Below are 16,257 nucleotides of genomic sequence, written 5' to 3' on the forward strand. Positions count from 1 at the left end.
ACGCCGTGCAACGGCAACGCTGCCGGCGGTGGCGAATGCGGTGATGCGCGGTCAGAAGGTGGCCGGCGAATTGGCCGACACGACCTCGCAGAGTTGTTCCGCGCTGGGATTGCGAAAACGGTGCGGCAAACGGCTTTCGAAGTAGTAGCCGTCTCCGGGGTCGAGCAGCCAGGTCGCGCCGTCGACGGTGAGCTCGAGCCGGCCCGACACGACCACGCCACCCTCGTGCCCCGCGTGCACGAGCATCTCGGGCCCCGTATCGGCGAGCGGCTGGTAGACCTCGCGCATGATGCACATGTTGCGGTCCTTCACGCCCGCGCCGACGAGGTGAAACGCGAGCGCGTCGTTGCCGAGGTTCGGCATCTCGTCACGTCGCGACACGACCGAGCGCGATTCGACCAGCTCGAACGTGAAGAACTCCGCGAGACTCATCGGGATGCATTCGAGCAGTTTCTTCAGCGAGCCGACCGACGGGCTCACGCGCCCCTGTTCGATCAGCGAGATCGTGCCGTTGGTCACGCCGGCCCGCTTCGCGAGTTCGCGCTGCGACAGGCCATGCTTGTTGCGCACGAAACGCAGGCGCTCGGCGACTTCGGTGGACATCGATTCGGTTTCGGACACGATAGAAGTGCGGTGAAAAAGTGAAACGACGCGTTGGACAGCATTGAGCAGCCGTTGAATATTCTAATCACTTTATGCCGCACATCAGCGGGGAAAACCCTGAAAGGCGTTCGAAATAATGAACACCTCGCGCGTCATTCCATTTACGAATATTTTGTTCGCAGTGCCTCGGGAAAGCCCTGACACGAGACCGTCAAAAAACATTTGACGCCGTTTTTGGCTCGTATATGCTGGCTCTCAGGTCAGCGTCATTGGCCATTCATCGGCACCGAAAAACGTTATTGCAACGTAAAAATTGATGCCCATCAATGTAAATGACGCAGGCCGGGCACCTTGATTATTTTAAACGCCTCGCGCGCCGAAACGATCAGGTGTTCAATACTTTCAACAAACCAGTCGAGTGTAATCGTGAGAGTCCGTGGCCCTCTGGTGAGGTGGGATCGAGGCGATGTGCGAAGTTTGCGCAGCGCTGCTCCCGCTTCCGATGGCAGTTGCGGCTGGCATAGTCCTCGCCTGCTGCATCTGTCGATCTACACCATCCTGTCCCGTCGTTCCGTTCGCCGTCACAACGCCGTTTCCGCACGCGCGTTCGTGGCCGTCGATACCGACGAAGTCGCGTCGCTGCTGCCATAGCGCCTCTCCTCCTTTTCTCGTCGTTCGTTTCAACTGCCTGTTCGTCAGCCGCGTCGTCTGCGCGGTGACGGAACGCGTTCGCGCATCCATTGCCGCGTCGCACGGCACAACGAAACGAACGATGGCCTGACCGTCGCGCGCAGCGCGGATCGCCATGCGAACCCGTTGCGCCCATTCACCAGCGGCCTTGCGCGTTTCGCCAGGCTGCGGGGTCGTGTCGCGCCTGCATTTTGCGGTTTTCCCGCGTCGTGCACGCCTCGGCCCTACGGACAACTGATTGACGTCATGGAAAGGAAACCCCTCGTCGGCATCACCGCCGACTTCACGCAGATCGGCGCACATGCGTCGCACACGGTCGGCGACAAGTACGTCGCGGCGATCGTCGACGGCGCACACGCGCTCGCGATGGTGCTGCCCGCGCTCGGCGATCGCCAGTCGGTCGACGACGTGCTCTCGACGGTCGACGGCCTGTTGTTTACCGGCAGCTATTCGAACGTCGAGCCGCACCTGTATGGCGGCGAGCCGAGCGCGCCCGGCACGAAGCACGATCCCGCACGCGACGCGACGACGCTGCCGCTGCTGCGCGCGGCGATCGTCGCGGGCGTGCCCGTGCTGGCCGTGTGCCGCGGCTTCCAGGAGCTGAACGTCGTTTGCGGCGGCACGCTGCATCAGCGCGTGCACGACGTGCCGGGCCTCGCCGATCACCGCGAGGACGACGACGCGCCGATGGACACGCAATACGGCCCCGCGCACGCCGTGCGCCTGACGCCCGGCGGCGTGCTGCACACGCTCGCCGGCGGCCGCGACGACGTGCACGTGAACTCGCTGCACAAGCAGGGCATCGCGCAGCTCGGTTCCGGCCTCGCCGTCGAAGCCGTCGCGCCGGACGGCCTGATCGAGGCCGTCAGCGTCGTCGATGCCCCGGCCTTCGCCCTCGCCGTGCAGTGGCACCCGGAATGGCGGCATGCGCATGACCCGCTGTCGAGCGCGATCTTCCGCGCCTTCGGCGACGCATGCCGCGCGCGCCGCGACGCCCGCACACGTGCCACGGCCGCCGCCGCGCTCGCCTGAGCGCGCCGACCCACATAACGAGAACAGACATGCAAGACATCGAAGACTTTCTGAAGCAGCACCGGATCACCGAGATCGAAGCGATCATTCCCGACATGGCCGGCATCGCGCGCGGCAAGATCACGCCGCGCAACAAGTTCACGTCCGGCGAATCGATGCGGCTGCCGCAGGCCGTGATGGTGCAGACCGTCACCGGCGACTATCCGGAAGACGGCTCGCTGACCGGCGTGACCGATCCCGACATGGTGTGCGTGCCCGACACGTCGACCATTCGCCTGATCCCGTGGGCCGTCGATCCGACCGCGCAGGTGATCCACGACTGCGTGCATTTCGACGGCTCGCCGGTCGAGATCTCGCCGCGCTACGTGCTGCGCCGCGTGCTCGACCTCTACAAGGCGAAGGGCTGGAAGCCGGTCGTCGCGCCGGAGCTCGAGTTCTACCTGGTCGACATGAACAAGGACCCGGACCTGCCGCTGCGTCCGCCGGTCGGCCGCACGGGCCGCCCCGAGACGGGACGCCAGTCGTATTCGATCGAGGCGGTCAACGAGTTCGACCCGCTGTTCGAGGACATCTACGAGTACTGCGAAGCGCAGAACCTCGACATCGACACGCTGATCCACGAGGTCGGCGCCGCGCAGATGGAGATCAACTTCATGCACGGCGACGCGCTGTCGCTGGCCGACCAGGTGTTCCTGTTCAAGCGCACGGTGCGCGAGGCCGCGTTGCGCCACAACATGTACTCGACCTTCATGGCCAAGCCGATGGAAAACGAGCCGGGCTCGGCGATGCACGTGCACCAGAGCATCGTCGACGAGGAAACGGGCCGCAACCTGTTCACGTCGCCGGAAACGGGCGGCGCGACCTCGCTGTTCTACAACTACCTCGCGGGGCTGCAGAAGTACACGCCCGCCCTGATGCCGATCTTCGCGCCGTACATCAACTCGTATCGCCGGCTGTCGCGCTTCATGGCCGCGCCGATCAACGTGCAGTGGGGCTACGACAACCGCACGGTCGGCTTCCGCATCCCGCACTCGGGCCCGGCCGCGCGCCGCATCGAGAACCGGATTCCGGGCGTCGACTGCAACCCGTACCTCGCGCTCGCGGCGACGCTCGCGGCCGGCTATCTCGGCATGACGCAGCGTCTCGAGCCGACCGAACCGCTCGTCAGCGACGGCTACGAGCTGCCGTACCAGCTGCCGCGCAACCTCGAGGAAGGGCTCACGCTGATGGCCGCGTGCGAGCCGCTCGGCGAGATTCTCGGCCACAAGTTCCTGAAGGCGTATTTCGCGCTGAAGGAAACGGAATACGAAGCGTTCTTCCGCGTGATCAGTTCGTGGGAACGCCGCCATCTGCTGCTGCACGTGTGAGCGTGCGCACGACCGAATACGGAATCACGGAGGAAACATGACGTACCGCAACGAATCTGCCTGGATCCAGCCCGCCGCGCCGGCCACCGCACCGCGCACGACGCAGGCACGCTCGACCGCCGAATACCGCGCGCTCGACGCCGCGCACCACATCCATCCCTTCTCGGACATGGGTGCGCTCAATCGCGCGGGCAGCCGCGTGATCGTGAAGGCCGACGGCGTCTATCTGTGGGACTCGGACGGCAACAAGGTCATCGACGGGATGGCCGGCCTCTGGTGCGTGAACGTCGGCTACGGCCGCAAGGAACTCGCCGATGCCGCATATCGCCAGCTCCAGGAACTGCCGTTCTACAACACGTTCTTCAAGACCACGCACCCGCCGGTAATCGAACTGTCGGCGATGCTCGCCGAAGTGACGCCCGCGGGTTTCAACCACTTCTTCTATTGCAACAGCGGCTCGGAAGGCAACGATACCGTGCTGCGTCTCGTGCACCAGTACTGGCGCGTGCAGGGCAAGCCGCAGAAGAAATACGTGATCTCGCGCAAGAACGGCTATCACGGCTCGACGATCGCGGGCGGCACGCTCGGCGGGATGGGTTACATGCACGAGCAGATGCCGTCGAAGGTCGAGAACATCGTGCACATCGACCAGCCGTATTTCTTCGGCGAAGCCCAAGCCGGCGAGACGCCCGAAGCGTTCGGCCTCGCACGCGCGCAGCAGCTCGAGGCGAAGATCCTAGAGCTCGGCGCGGAGAACGTCGCGGCGTTCATCGGCGAGCCGTTCCAGGGCGCGGGCGGCGTGATCTTCCCGCCGTCGACGTACTGGCCGGAAATCCAGCGGATCTGCCGCAAGTACGACATCCTGCTCGTCGCCGACGAAGTGATCGGCGGCTTCGGCCGCACCGGCGAATGGTTCGCGCACCAGCACTTCGGCTTCGAGCCGGACCTGATCACGATGGCCAAGGGCCTCACCTCGGGTTACGTGCCGATGGGCGCGGTGGGCATCCACGAACGCGTCGCGCGCCCGATCATCGACAACGGCGAATTCAATCACGGCCTCACGTACTCGGGGCACCCGGTCGCGGCGGCGGTGGCGGTCGCGAACCTCAAGCTGCTGCGCGACGAAGGGATCGTCGAGCGCGTGAAGCACGACACGGGCCCGTACTTCCAGGCGCTGATGCGCGAAACCTTCGCGCGTCACCCGATCGTCGGCGAAGTGCACGGCCACGGGATGGTCGCGAGCCTGCAGCTCGCCGAGTCGCCGGCCGAACGCCGCCGCTTCGCGAACGGCGGCGAGGTCGGCACGATCTGCCGCGACTTCTGCTTCAACGGCAACCTGATCATGCGCGCGACCGGCGACCGGATGCTGCTGTCGCCGCCGCTCGTGATTTCGCGTCAGGAAATCGATGAACTCGTATCGAAGGCGAAGAAGGCCGTCGATGCGACCGCCCAGCAACTGGGCCTTTCGTAACGACTTTGCCTACAGGCGTGCGGCGGGTGCCGCGCGCCGCCATAACCCAGGGGAATTCCACCATGCGTGCCTGCTTTCTTCGCCAAGCCTGTTCCATCGCGGCCCTTGCCGCGGTGGCCGCGTTCACGTCGGTCGCCAGTCCGTCGGCGCATGCCGACGAGCTGAACGTCTACAACTGGTCCGACTACATCGCACCCGACACGATCCCGAACTTCCAGAAGCAGACGGGCATCCACGTCAAGTACGACAACTACGACAGCGACGACACGCTGCAGGCGAAGCTGCTGGCGGGCAGCTCGGGCTACGACATCGTCGTGCCGACCTCGAACTACATGGCCAAGCAGATCCAGGCCGGCGTGTACCAGAAGCTCGACAAGTCGAAGATCCCGAACCTCGCGAACCTCGACCCGCTGCTGATGAAGATGATCTCGGACGCCGATCCGGGCAACCAGTACGGCGTTCCCTGGGCCTACGGCACCGACGGCATCGGCTACAACGCGCAGGCGGTGAAGAAGGCGCTCGGCGACAAGGCGCCCGTCGACAGCTGGGCGCTGGTGTTCGACCCGGCCAACATGGAAAAGCTGAAGAGCTGCGGCGTGTCGTTCCTCGACCAGGCCGTCGACGTGTTCGCGGCCACGCTGCAGTACATGGGCAAGGATCCGAACAGCAAGAACCCCGGCGACTACCAGGCTGCGTTCGAAGTCCTGAAGAAAGTCCGCCCGTACATCACCCAGTTCAACTCGTCCGGCTACATCAACGACCTCGCGAACAACGACGTGTGCGTCGTGCTCGGCTGGTCGGGCGACGTCGGCATCGCGCACCGCCGCTCGTCGGAGGCGAAGCGCCCGTACGACATCAAGTTCTCGAACCCGAAGGAAGGCGGCCTGCTGTGGTTCGACGTGATGGTGATCCCGAAGGATGCACCGCACCCCGAGGCCGCGCTGAAGTGGATCAACTACGTGTCCGACCCGAAGGTCAACGCGGCGATCACCAACACGGTGTTCTACCCGACCGCGAACAAGGCCGCGCACCCGTTCGTCACGCCGGCCGTCGCGCAGGATCCGACCGTCTATCCGCCCGAGGACGTGCTGAAGAAGATGGTGCTGATGAAGCCGATGCCGGCCGACATCCTGCGCCTCGAGAACCGTCTGTGGGCGCAGCTGAAGACGGGCCACTGATCACGAACCATCACGGCGGCGCAGGCATCGGCTGAACGCCTGCCCGCCAGAGATCCGCGGACGCTTCGTCCGCCCGCGCGCACCGCGCGCTGTTCCATCCGGCACGAGCCGTTGTCCGCGAGTCGCGTTGTACGCCTCGCGCGGGGACGCTCACGCCTGCAATCCGTGAAGAACGAATGGTGACTCCCATGCAATCGATACCCTCTTCCGCTGCCGCACGCCACACCCAACCGGCCGCCGCGGCCCGCACGAAGAACGACGCGTTCGTGCGCATCGAAAACGTCGTGAAGAAGTTCGGCGACAGCACGGCCGTCGACAACGTGAACCTGACGATCGCGAAGAACGAGCTGTTCGCGCTGCTCGGCAGCTCCGGCTGCGGCAAGTCGACGCTGTTGCGCATGCTCGCCGGGCTCGAGACGGCGACCTCCGGCAAGATCTTCGTCGACGGCGAGGACCTCGCGTCGCTGCCGCCGTACCGCCGCCCGGTCAACATGATGTTCCAGTCGTATGCGCTGTTCCCGCACATGTCGGTCGAATCGAACGTCGCGTTCGGGCTGAAGCAGGAAGGCACGCCGAAAAACGAGATCAAGGAACGCGTGGCCGACGCGCTCGCGCTGGTGCAGATGAGCAAGTACGCGAAGCGCAAGCCGCACCAGCTGTCCGGCGGCCAGCAGCAGCGCGTCGCGCTCGCGCGCTCGCTGGTGAAGCGCCCGAAGCTGCTGCTGCTCGACGAGCCGATGTCCGCGCTCGACAAGAAGATCCGCCAGAAGACCCAGCTCGAACTGGTGAACATCATCGAGAAGGTCGACGTGACCTGCGTGATGGTCACGCACGACCAGGAAGAGGCGATGACGATGGCGAGCCGCCTCGCGGTGATGAGCGAAGGCAAGATCGTGCAGATCGGCACGCCGGGCGAAGTGTACGAATACCCGAACAGCCGTTTCTCGGCCGAGTTCATCGGCTCGACGAACCTGTTCGAAGGCCGCGTGGTCGAGGACGAACCCGATCACATCTTCGTCGAAAGCGACGACCTCGAGGCACGCATGTACGTGAGCCACGGCGTGACCGGCCCGCTCGGGATGCCGGTCGGCATCTCGGTGCGGCCGGAGCGCGTGCACGTATCGCGCGAGAAGCCGGGCTCGCATCACAACTGGGCGCGCGGCGTGGTGACCGACATCGCTTACATGGGCGCCTACTCGCTGTATCACGTGCGTTTGCCGAGCGGCAAGACGGTCGTGTCGAACCTGTCGAGTTCGCACCTGATGCACGACAGCGCGCCGGCGTGGAACGACGACGTGTTCGTGTCGTGGTCGCCGGCCAGCGGCGTCGTGCTGACGCAGTGAGGACGACATGATGAGAACTTCCGCCTCCACTCCGTCCGCGCCGGTTTCGACCGGTGCCACCGCAACGACACAGGCTTCGAAGCGCCGCAGCCGCTTCGCCGCGCTGTCGCGCTTCCTGCCGTCGGGCCGCGGCGTCGCGATCGGCGTGCCGTTCCTGTGGCTCGTGATCTTCTTCGCGCTGCCGTTCGTGCTGGTGTTCAAGATCAGCTTCGCCGACCAGGTGATGGGGATCCCGCCGTACACGTCGCTCGTCGAGATCAAGGACGGCGTCGTGCACTTCGCGCTGCAGCTGTCGCACTACGCGTTCCTGCTGCAGGACGACCTGTACATCGCGACCTATCTCAGCTCGCTGAAGATGGCCGCCGTGTCGACGCTGCTGTGCCTGCTGATCGGATTCCCGATGGCGTACTACATCGCACGCTCGGAGCCGGGCCGGCGCAACGTGCTGATGATGGCCGTGATGCTGCCGTTCTGGACCTCGTTCCTGATCCGCGTGTACGCATGGATCGGAATCCTGAAGGATGACGGCCTCCTGAACCACACGCTGATCGCGCTCGGCATCATCCACACGCCGCTGCGCCTCTATCACAGCGACGCGGGCGTCTACATCGGGATGGTCTATTCGTACCTGCCGTTCATGGTGATGCCGCTCTACGCGCACCTCGTGAAGATGGACCTCACGCTGCTCGAGGCCGCCTACGACCTCGGCGCGAAGCCGTGGGTCGCGTTCACGCGCATCACGCTGCCGCTGTCGAAGAACGGGATCATCGCCGGCAGCCTGCTGGTGTTCATCCCGGCAGTCGGCGAGTACGTGATTCCGGAACTGCTCGGCGGCGCCGACACGCTGATGATCGGCCGCGTGATGTGGGATGAATTCTTCAACAACATGGACTGGCCGATGGCGTCCGCGGTGACGGTCGCGATGGTGCTGCTGTTGCTGGTGCCGATGGCGCTGTTCCAGTACTACCAGGTCAAGGAACTGGAGGAAGCGAAATGATCAAGCCGAGCAAACCGCTGTCGACGGGCGTCCTCGCCTTCGGCTTCCTGTTCCTGTACATCCCGATCATCAGCCTGGTCGTGTACTCGTTCAACGAGTCGAAGCTGGTGACGGTGTGGTCGGGCTTCTCGCTGAAGTGGTACGCGGCGCTGTGGCAGGACGACGAGCTGCTCACCGCCGCGTGGCTGTCGCTGAAGATCGGCCTGCTGACGGCCACCGCGTCGGTCGTGATCGGCACGTGGGCGGGTTTCGTGCTCGCGCGCTTCGGCCGCTTCAAGGGCTTCACGCTGTACACGGGGATGATCAACGCGCCGCTGGTGATTCCGGAGGTGATCCAGGGGATCTCGCTGCTGCTGCTGTTCGTGGCGCTGGAGCAGATGTTCGGCTGGCCGAAGGGCCGCGGGATGGTGACGATCTGGATCGGCCACGTGATGCTGTGCGTGTCGTACGTGGCGATCATCGTGCAGTCGCGCGTGAAGGAGATGAACAAGTCGCTGGAGGAAGCCGCGCTCGACCTGGGTGCGACGCCGCTGAAGGTGTTCTTCGTGGTGACGCTGCCGCTGATCTCGCAGGCGCTGCTGTCGGGCTGGCTGCTGTCGTTCACGCTGTCGATCGACGACCTGGTGCTGTCGGCGTTCCTGTCGGGGCCGGGCTCGACCACGCTGCCGCTGGTGGTGTTCTCGCGCGTGCGGCTCGGGCTGAACCCGGAAATGAACGCACTGGCGACGCTGTTCATCACCGCGGTGACCATCGGCGTGATCGTCGTGAACCAGATGATGATCGCGCGCGAACGGCGCCGGGTGGCCGACATGAAGGCGGCGTTCGCCGCGGCCTGACGCCCGCTTCCCTTTTCATCGATAACAAGACCCGCGCGCCGCGAAATGCGGCGCGCGGGCCGATCACAGATTGACCAAGCGCACGACAAGGAGAATCCGCAATGAAGAAGAAACTGATCTGCCTGCTGGTGGCCGGCGCGTTGCCCGGCATCGCGCTGGCCGACTCGACCTCCGCCGAAATCAAGGCACTGCAGGCGCAGGTCGCCGCGCTGCAGAAGCAGATGAAGGCCATGCAGGCGCAGCTCGCCGCGAAGCCGGGCGGCACCCCGGTCGCGCAGGCCGGCGCGACGACCGCGGCTAAGCCGGTGATCGTGGCCGCCGACCCATCGTCGCCGGACTACGGCAAGGCTCAAGCCACGCTGACCAACGACGAAGTCAGTGAAATGAAGCAGCAGATCGCGAACCAGCAGCTGAAGGTCGACTCGCTGACGGACGCGGCCAACACCGGGCCGCTCGCGGGCCTGTCGGTCACCGGCTACATCGACCCGACCTACATCTACAACCGCGCGGCCGGCACGTCGTCGTTCCTGTTCGCGAACCACGAGAACGCGTACAACTACTTCAACAGCACGTTCGGCGATCTCTACCTCGACATCAAGAAGACCTTCGGCGTCGGCCCGATGGCGCCGTCGGCGGAGATCACGCTGATGCCGAACCGCGGCAACGGCATCACGCTGCTGCAGAACTCGCGCGGCTCGATCACCGACAACCTGCTGAACACCGCGGTCGTCAACGTACCGATCACCGCCGAGACGACACTCGTCGCCGGCCTGATCCCGAGCTTCGGCGGCTACGAGGTGCAGCAGTCGAACCAGATGCTCACGCTCACGCACAACCTGCTGTACGATTTCTCGGATCCGGGCAGCTACGTCGGTGTCGGCGCGAACTACACGAAGGGCGCCTGGGCGTGGAAGTTCTTCCTCGGCAACGAGCAGTACCGCACGTACGGTTCGGTCACGCAGACGGGCACCAACGCACTCGGCGATCCGATCTCCACCAGCAACAAGGTGCCGACCTTCACCGCGCGCGCGGACTACACGTGGTCGAGCGCGCTCGACATCGGCGGTTCGTTCAACATCGGGCGGCAGACGCTGGCGAGCGCGATCGACGACCAGGGCAACGTCCACTACGGCCCGGGCGGCGCGGCACCGAGCGCGTACGGTTCGTTCTTCTTCGGCGAACTCGACGCGACCTACACGCTCGCCGACATTCAGTACAACGCCGAAGTCGACTACGGCCGGCAGCAGCATGCGGCGTTCAACGGCGGGCTCGCGCAGTGGTACGGCCTGTCGCTGCTCGCGCACCGCAAGTTCAACGCGCCGGTGGTCGGCCGCATGGGCGTGACGCTGCGCTACGACCTGCTCGCCAACTCGAAGAACGGCGGCGGCGGCGGCGGCATCGCGCTGAACGGCAACGGGATGGATCCGAGCAACGGCTTCGGCGTCGACGCGGACTGCCTCGCGCAGTCGAAGGCCGGCGGCGGCCTGGGCTTCGAGTGCAAGGGCGCGGTGCGCCAGGACGTCGCGCTCGACCTGCTGTTCTATCCGACCCAGCAGATCACCGTGAAGGTCGAATACCGGCACGACTGGGCGAACAACAAGGTGTTCCTGCGCAACGACGGTTCGTACGGCAAGTCCAACGACCTGCTCGCGACGCAGTTCATCTATTCGTTCTGATGCGGGCCGCGCGGGACGCCGTGCCGCGCGCATGGCGTCCCGCATCGTTTCACCCGGCCGGATCGCGGTGCGTCGCGCACCGCCGCCGGCCGTCTTCGACGGAGTCGGTTTGATGACGCAGTCTTTCACCCGCCGCGCCGACGCGCTCGCGCGCGACTCGTACTACGAAGCAACCGCCACGCGCCCCGTGGCCGACGACCCCGTGCTCGAGGATGCGATCGACGTCGACGTGTGCGTGATCGGCGCGGGCTTCGCGGGCCTGTCGACGGCGCTCGATTGCCGTGCGCGCGGGCTGTCGGTCGCCGTGATCGATGCGCATCGGCCCGGCTGGGGCGCATCGGGCCGCAACGGCGGACAGGCGATCACGGGTTTCGCGAAAGACGAGGTGATCGAGCAGCAGCTCGGCGCCGCCGGCGCACGCGCCGCGTGGTCGCTGTCGCTCGACGGCGTCGCGCTGATCGCCGAGCGCATCGCGCGCCACGGCATCGACTGCGACTTCACGCGCGGCTACCTGACGGTCGCGACCAAGCCGCGCCGCATCGACGACCTGCGCGCCTGGATGGATGCCGCGCGCTCGCGCTGGGGCCATCCGTCGCTGTCGTGGCTCGACACCGGCGAAATCCGCGCGCGCATCGCGTCGCCGCGCTATCTGGCGGGCGTCTACGATCCGCTGTCGGGCCACCTGCATCCGCTCAAGTATTGCCTCGGCCTCGCCGAGGCCGCGCGCCGCGAAGGCGTCGCGCTCCATGCGCACACGCCCGCGCTCGACGTCGTGCGCGGCGCCCGGCCGGTCGTGCGCACGCCGTCGGGCGAAGTGCGCTGCCGCTTCGTCGTGTCGTGCTGCAACGCGGGCCCCGGCGGCATCCTGCCGGCCGCGACCGCCGCGCGCATCGCGCCGATCGCGTCGTACATCATCGCGACCGAACCGCTCGGCCGCGCGCGCGCCGACGCGCTGATCGCGCAGCGCGAAGCCGTGTGCGACAACAACTTCTTCCTCGACTACTTCCGTCTGTCGGCCGACCACCGGATGCTGTTCGGCGGCCGCGCGAACTCCGCGGGCGCGTCGCCCGACACGCTCGCCGACACGATCCGGCAGCGCATGGTCGGCGTGTTCCCGCAGCTCGCCGACGTGCGCGTCGACCACGCGTGGGGCGGCTTCGTCGACGTCACGCGCAACCGCGCGCCGGATTTCGGCGCGCTCGATCCGAACTTCTTCTACGTCCAGGGCTTCAGCGGGCACGGCGTCGCGCTGACCGGCATCGCCGGACGCGCGATCGCCGGCGCGATCGCGGGCGACACGCGCGCGTTCGACCTGTTCGCGCAGCTGCGCCACCGGCGCTTTCCCGGCGGCGACGCATGGCGGCAGCCCGCGCTCGAACTCGGGATGCTGTACCACCGCGTGCGCGAGCTGTTCTGAGCCCCCTTCATTCGTTTTCCTGAACATGCAGACATTCGCCAACCAGCCGCACGTCGCGTCGTACTACGCGGCGACCGCCAACGATACGACCCGCCATGCGCCGCTCGCCGGCGCGACCGACGCCGACGTGTGCGTGATCGGCGCGGGCCTCACCGGCTTGTCCGCCGCGCTCAACCTCGCCGAGCGCGGCCATTCGGTGACCGTGCTCGAGGCGTCGCGGGTCGGATGGGCGGCGAGCGGGCGCAACGGCGGCCAGCTGATCGGCGGCTTTGCATGCGACATCGACACGTTCGGCAACTTCATGCCGGAAGGCGACGTGAAGCGGATCTGGGACATGGGGCTCGAAACGCTGTCGCTCGTGAAGTCGCGCATCGCGAAGCACGACATCGACTGCGCGCTCGTGCCCGGCTACCTGACCGCCGCGAACACCGAGCGCGACGCGGATGCGCTGAAACGCTGGCGCGACGAGGCCGCGAAGCGCTTCGGTTACGACCGCTTGCATTTCGTCGAAGCGGACGAACTCGGCGACTACGTGCAATCGGCGCGCTATCGCGGCGGCCTGTACGACCCGGACAGCGGCCACCTGCATCCGCTGAACTACACGCTCGGGCTCGCGCGCGCGGCCGCCGACGCGGGCGTGCGGATCCACGAGGACAGCTGCGTGACGCGCGTGCGCGACGTGTCGGGCGGCCACGTCGTCGAGACCGGCCAGGGAGAGGTGCGCGCGCGCTTCGTGGTGCTCGCGTGCAACACGTACGTCGGCACGCTCGCGCCCGCGCTGTCGAAGAAGATCATGCCGGTCGGCACCTACGTGATCGCGACCGAGCCGCTCGGCGCGGCGCGCGCCGCCGCGCTGATGCCCGCGCGCGCGGCGATCTGCGACAGCCGCTTCGTGCTCGACTATTTCCGGCCGGCGCCCGACACGCGGCTCGTGTGGGGCGGCAAGGTCAGCTATTCGACGCGGGAGCCGCGCAATCTCGCCGACGCGATGCGCGCGGACATGCTGAAGACGTTCCCGCAACTCGCGGACGTGAAGGTCGACTACGCATGGGGCGGCTTCGTCGACATCACGATGAACCGCGCGCCGCACTTCGGGCGCGTCGCGCCGACGCTGTATTTCGCGCAGGGTTTCTCGGGGCACGGCGTGAACACGACCGCGCTCGCGGGCAAGCTGATCGCCGAGGCGATCGACGGCCAGGCGAGCCGCTTCGACCTGTTCGGCAAGATCCGGCATCGCGACTTCCCCGGCGGCGCGACGCTGCGCACGCCGGCGCTGGTGCTCGCGATGAGCTGGTACCGGCTGCTCGACGCGTTCGGCATGCATTAAGCGCGGCCGTTTCATCGAATCTCGCGGCTTCGGCACGGCTTGCAGGCGACCTTGCCTGCCCGACGCGCCGAAGCCGTGGTCCGCGCGCCGGTCAGTCGGTCCCGTACTTCGGCGAACGCGGCCCGTACAGCAGCCCGTTCGGCGGCCCCGCGGACAGCAGCCTGCTGCTCGTCAAACCGGCCACATCGTGCGCTTCGTCGGTCAGCGAATGCGCGACCTGCTTGACGGCCGCCTGCACCAGCACCCCGACGACCCCGAACGCGTTGACGCTCATGTTGTTGCCGACTTCCTTGCCGGTCGCACGGCCCTCGCCCTGCCACAGCACGTCGCCGGTCTTCAGGTCGACGAGCTTCGCCGACGCCGCGACCACCGTCGTGCTGTCCACCACCTGGTAGACGGAGCCGTATTGCGTGATCTTCGCGTACAGCGCGGCGTCCGCGCCGAAGATTTCGCGCAGCTTCGCCGGCGACGTGCCCTGGATTTCCGCGGCGTTCGTGAGGCCGTTCTGCTTGAACGTCTCGTCCATCACCGCGACCGGCACCACGTAGTAGCCCGACTCGGCCAGCGGCTGCGTCATCTGCGACAGCACACCGTAGGTCGCGCCGACATCGGTCGTCTCGTTGAGCGGCGGCAGCACGAGGATCGAGCGCGGCTGGCTCTTCTTGAAGGCCGTGTAGTCGGGGCGTTTGACGGGCTGCGCGCACGCGCTCAACAGCGCGACGATCGACAGCACGGACAGCAGCTTGAATGAAAGTGTCTTGATCATGGCAGGCACGTCACTGTTTGGCGGGAGTCGGATCGGCATTCTTCTGGCCGGCGATCGTCTGGCCGGCGGCCGACGGATTCGCGGCCTTCGCATCGCCGGCTTTCTTCTTCATCAGGAAATCCATGAACGACGCGGATTCCGGAAAGAGCGCCTTCTCGGCCTGGAATTCTTGCCCGGCCTGCTGTTCGCTGCCGACGCTCGCGTAGAGCATCCCGAGATGCGCATGGAAGCCCGGCGGCGGCGTCTTGCCCTTCGCGCGGATCTCCTGCAGCGCCTTTTCGAGCGCGTCGATCTGCTCCTGCGGGGACTTCTGCCCCTTGAAGTATTCGTACACCTGCGGCTGATAGCCGTTCCATTGATAGAGCGGCGGCGTGGTCGGCGCCGCGCAGCCCGCGAGCAGCATGACGGCCGCCGTCGCCGGCAGCCAGATTCCCCGTTTCATGGTCTTGTCTCTTCTGGTTGATGAATGATTCGTCGCGCCGTACTGCGCACGGCGCCTATTGCGGCACCTTCAGCGTGCCGGCGTCGACCTGGTCGACGAGGTGGTTCACGGCCTCCTGGATCGCGAGGTCCAGCACCTTGCCGTTGAGCGTCGAGTCGTAACCGGCCGTGCCGCCGAAGCCGATCACTTCGCGGTTCGACAGGCTGAACTCGCCCGCGCCCTGGCTCGACGCGACGACTTCCGACGTCGTCGTGTCGACGATGTTCAGGTTGACCTTCGCGTACGCGACTTGCGTCTTGCCGCGGCCGAGAATGCCGAACAGCTGGTGATCGCCGACGTCCTTGCGGCCGAACTCGGTCACGTCGCCGGTCACGACGTAGTTCGCGCCCTTCACCGCCTGCGCCTTCTTCATGAAGCCCGCTTCCTGCTTGATCTCGTCGAGGTTCTCGCGATCGAGCACGTTGAAGCGGCGGCTCTGCTGCAGGCGCGTGACGAGGATCGTCTTCGCCTGTCCGCCGAGGCGGTCGATGCCGTCCGAGAAGATGCCGCGCATGTAGCTCGAGCGATTGTCGAACTTGCCGACCGCGATCGCGACGGGCTTGCCCGCGTACGGCTTCTGCGCGCTGCTCACGGCCGGCACGTCGAGCGTGCGCGACGATTCGGTCGCGCAGCCGGACAGCGCCGCGACGAGCGCCGCCGCCACGAGAACGGTGCGTCGTGTCTGATTGTTCACTGCGGGTCTCCTTACGTGAAAAGATTGCCCGGAACGGGCTCGCCGGCTTGCCGACAAACCGGCGGTCGATGCGATGATCGAAGCGGCCGGGGCGCGCATCGGCGCGCGCGCGACTTCATCGCCCGGACGGCGATGGAGATGGCGGCATGCGAAGGGAAAGTGCGCGCAACGGACGTGTTGCGGCGAGACGCGAACGCGCGGCGCATGGATCGACGACCCCGCTTGCGCCGGCTACCGCGTGATTCTGGTTACTGCGCTGTTGATCGCGCATGATCGGCCCCGTATATGATTTTGGCCGATCATACCAAGTCTGATTATCGAGACGGGATTTCTTTAGAAGAATTGACGATCTTTACAAATCGCCGCGGATCCGTGGTGC

The 16,257-nt window shown here is 66.3% G+C and carries 15 protein-coding genes; 11 read left to right on the plus strand and 4 right to left on the minus strand.

Annotation, left to right across the window (positions count from 1 at the left end; all coding sequences use genetic code 11):
• Positions 1-51: 51 nt before the first annotated feature.
• Positions 52-603, minus strand: coding sequence for a cupin domain-containing protein (locus tag U4Z64_RS05290; RefSeq protein WP_044849101.1), 552 nt, complete (start codon positions 601-603; stop codon positions 52-54).
• A gap of 468 nt (positions 604-1,071) precedes the next feature.
• Here U4Z64_RS05290 and U4Z64_RS05295 point away from each other — a divergent pair, with 468 nt between their 5' ends.
• The 11 genes from U4Z64_RS05295 to U4Z64_RS05345 all read left to right on the plus strand — a co-directional run bounded on the left by U4Z64_RS05295 (position 1,072) and on the right by U4Z64_RS05345 (position 13,937).
• Positions 1,072-1,254 carry a hypothetical protein gene (locus tag U4Z64_RS05295; protein WP_006402789.1) on the plus strand — a complete coding sequence of 61 codons (183 nt, stop codon included), beginning with the start codon at positions 1,072-1,074 and terminating at the stop codon, positions 1,252-1,254.
• 285 nt (positions 1,255-1,539) lie between these two features.
• Positions 1,540-2,325 carry a gamma-glutamyl-gamma-aminobutyrate hydrolase family protein gene (locus U4Z64_RS05300; RefSeq protein ID WP_321819414.1) on the plus strand — a complete coding sequence of 262 codons (786 nt, stop codon included), beginning with the start codon at positions 1,540-1,542 and terminating at the stop codon, positions 2,323-2,325.
• 29 nt (positions 2,326-2,354) lie between these two features.
• Positions 2,355-3,692 carry a glutamine synthetase family protein gene (locus tag U4Z64_RS05305; protein WP_044849097.1) on the plus strand — a complete coding sequence of 446 codons (1,338 nt, stop codon included), beginning with the start codon at positions 2,355-2,357 and terminating at the stop codon, positions 3,690-3,692.
• 37 nt (positions 3,693-3,729) lie between these two features.
• Entirely contained in the window at positions 3,730-5,163 is a 1,434-nt protein-coding gene (locus tag U4Z64_RS05310; RefSeq protein ID WP_044849098.1) for an aspartate aminotransferase family protein, read from the plus strand.
• 62 nt (positions 5,164-5,225) lie between these two features.
• Positions 5,226-6,341 carry a polyamine ABC transporter substrate-binding protein gene (locus tag U4Z64_RS05315; RefSeq protein ID WP_124486634.1) on the plus strand — a complete coding sequence of 372 codons (1,116 nt, stop codon included), beginning with the start codon at positions 5,226-5,228 and terminating at the stop codon, positions 6,339-6,341.
• 188 nt (positions 6,342-6,529) lie between these two features.
• Positions 6,530-7,684, plus strand: a complete 1,155-nt coding sequence (locus tag U4Z64_RS05320) for an ABC transporter ATP-binding protein (RefSeq protein ID WP_124486635.1) — start codon at positions 6,530-6,532, stop codon at positions 7,682-7,684.
• Between the two features lie 10 nt (positions 7,685-7,694).
• Positions 7,695-8,681, plus strand: a complete 987-nt coding sequence (locus tag U4Z64_RS05325; RefSeq protein WP_321819472.1) for an ABC transporter permease subunit — start codon at positions 7,695-7,697, stop codon at positions 8,679-8,681.
• Positions 8,678-9,517, plus strand: coding sequence for an ABC transporter permease subunit (locus U4Z64_RS05330; protein WP_044847895.1), 840 nt, complete (start codon positions 8,678-8,680; stop codon positions 9,515-9,517). Before U4Z64_RS05325 ends, U4Z64_RS05330 begins: the two co-directional genes overlap by 4 nt.
• Before the next feature lie 101 nt (positions 9,518-9,618).
• Positions 9,619-11,193: a DUF3138 family protein gene (locus tag U4Z64_RS05335; protein WP_321819415.1), complete on the plus strand. Its 1,575-nt coding sequence runs from the start codon at positions 9,619-9,621 to the stop codon at positions 11,191-11,193.
• A 112-nt stretch (positions 11,194-11,305) separates the two neighbouring features.
• Positions 11,306-12,610: an FAD-dependent oxidoreductase gene (locus tag U4Z64_RS05340; RefSeq protein WP_321819416.1), complete on the plus strand. Its 1,305-nt coding sequence runs from the start codon at positions 11,306-11,308 to the stop codon at positions 12,608-12,610.
• Between the two features lie 25 nt (positions 12,611-12,635).
• Positions 12,636-13,937: an FAD-binding oxidoreductase gene (locus U4Z64_RS05345; protein ID WP_321819417.1), complete on the plus strand. Its 1,302-nt coding sequence runs from the start codon at positions 12,636-12,638 to the stop codon at positions 13,935-13,937.
• A gap of 91 nt (positions 13,938-14,028) precedes the next feature.
• Here the strand turns inward: U4Z64_RS05345 and U4Z64_RS05350 are convergent, their stop codons facing one another.
• From U4Z64_RS05350 to U4Z64_RS05360, 3 genes are read right to left on the minus strand one after another with little or no spacing between them, the layout of a single operon-like run.
• Positions 14,029-14,703 carry a DUF799 domain-containing protein gene (locus tag U4Z64_RS05350; RefSeq protein ID WP_321819418.1) on the minus strand — a complete coding sequence of 225 codons (675 nt, stop codon included), beginning with the start codon at positions 14,701-14,703 and terminating at the stop codon, positions 14,029-14,031.
• 10 nt (positions 14,704-14,713) lie between these two features.
• The gene (locus U4Z64_RS05355; protein WP_321819419.1) at positions 14,714-15,145 is read right to left on the minus strand and encodes a DUF4810 domain-containing protein; all 432 of its coding nucleotides are present in this window, start codon (positions 15,143-15,145) and stop codon (positions 14,714-14,716) included.
• Between the two features lie 55 nt (positions 15,146-15,200).
• Entirely contained in the window at positions 15,201-15,878 is a 678-nt protein-coding gene (locus U4Z64_RS05360) for a CsgG/HfaB family protein (protein ID WP_321819420.1), read from the minus strand.
• Positions 15,879-16,257: the final 379 nt, after the last annotated feature.

Source organism: Burkholderia sp. BCC1996, from assembly GCF_905339955.1.
Taxonomy (GTDB): Bacteria; Pseudomonadota; Gammaproteobacteria; order Burkholderiales; family Burkholderiaceae; genus Burkholderia.

Excerpts from the sequence above, each read along its gene's own strand:
- U4Z64_RS05340 (WP_321819416.1), top strand. The coding sequence starts at position 11,306 with ATGACGCAGTCTTTCACCCGCCGCGCCGACGCGCTCGCGCGCGACTCG.
- U4Z64_RS05325 (WP_321819472.1), top strand. The coding sequence starts at position 7,695 with ATGAGAACTTCCGCCTCCACTCCGTCCGCGCCGGTTTCGACCGGTGCC.
- U4Z64_RS05345 (WP_321819417.1), top strand. The coding sequence starts at position 12,636 with ATGCAGACATTCGCCAACCAGCCGCACGTCGCGTCGTACTACGCGGCG.
- U4Z64_RS05350 (WP_321819418.1), bottom strand. The coding sequence starts at position 14,703 with ATGATCAAGACACTTTCATTCAAGCTGCTGTCCGTGCTGTCGATCGTC.
- U4Z64_RS05300 (WP_321819414.1), top strand. The coding sequence starts at position 1,540 with ATGGAAAGGAAACCCCTCGTCGGCATCACCGCCGACTTCACGCAGATC.
- U4Z64_RS05355 (WP_321819419.1), bottom strand. The coding sequence starts at position 15,145 with ATGAAACGGGGAATCTGGCTGCCGGCGACGGCGGCCGTCATGCTGCTC.
- U4Z64_RS05315 (WP_124486634.1), top strand. The coding sequence starts at position 5,226 with ATGCGTGCCTGCTTTCTTCGCCAAGCCTGTTCCATCGCGGCCCTTGCC.
- U4Z64_RS05330 (WP_044847895.1), top strand. The coding sequence starts at position 8,678 with ATGATCAAGCCGAGCAAACCGCTGTCGACGGGCGTCCTCGCCTTCGGC.
- U4Z64_RS05335 (WP_321819415.1), top strand. The coding sequence starts at position 9,619 with ATGAAGAAGAAACTGATCTGCCTGCTGGTGGCCGGCGCGTTGCCCGGC.
- U4Z64_RS05290 (WP_044849101.1), bottom strand. The coding sequence starts at position 603 with ATGTCCACCGAAGTCGCCGAGCGCCTGCGTTTCGTGCGCAACAAGCAT.
- U4Z64_RS05310 (WP_044849098.1), top strand. The coding sequence starts at position 3,730 with ATGACGTACCGCAACGAATCTGCCTGGATCCAGCCCGCCGCGCCGGCC.
- U4Z64_RS05320 (WP_124486635.1), top strand. The coding sequence starts at position 6,530 with ATGCAATCGATACCCTCTTCCGCTGCCGCACGCCACACCCAACCGGCC.
- U4Z64_RS05305 (WP_044849097.1), top strand. The coding sequence starts at position 2,355 with ATGCAAGACATCGAAGACTTTCTGAAGCAGCACCGGATCACCGAGATC.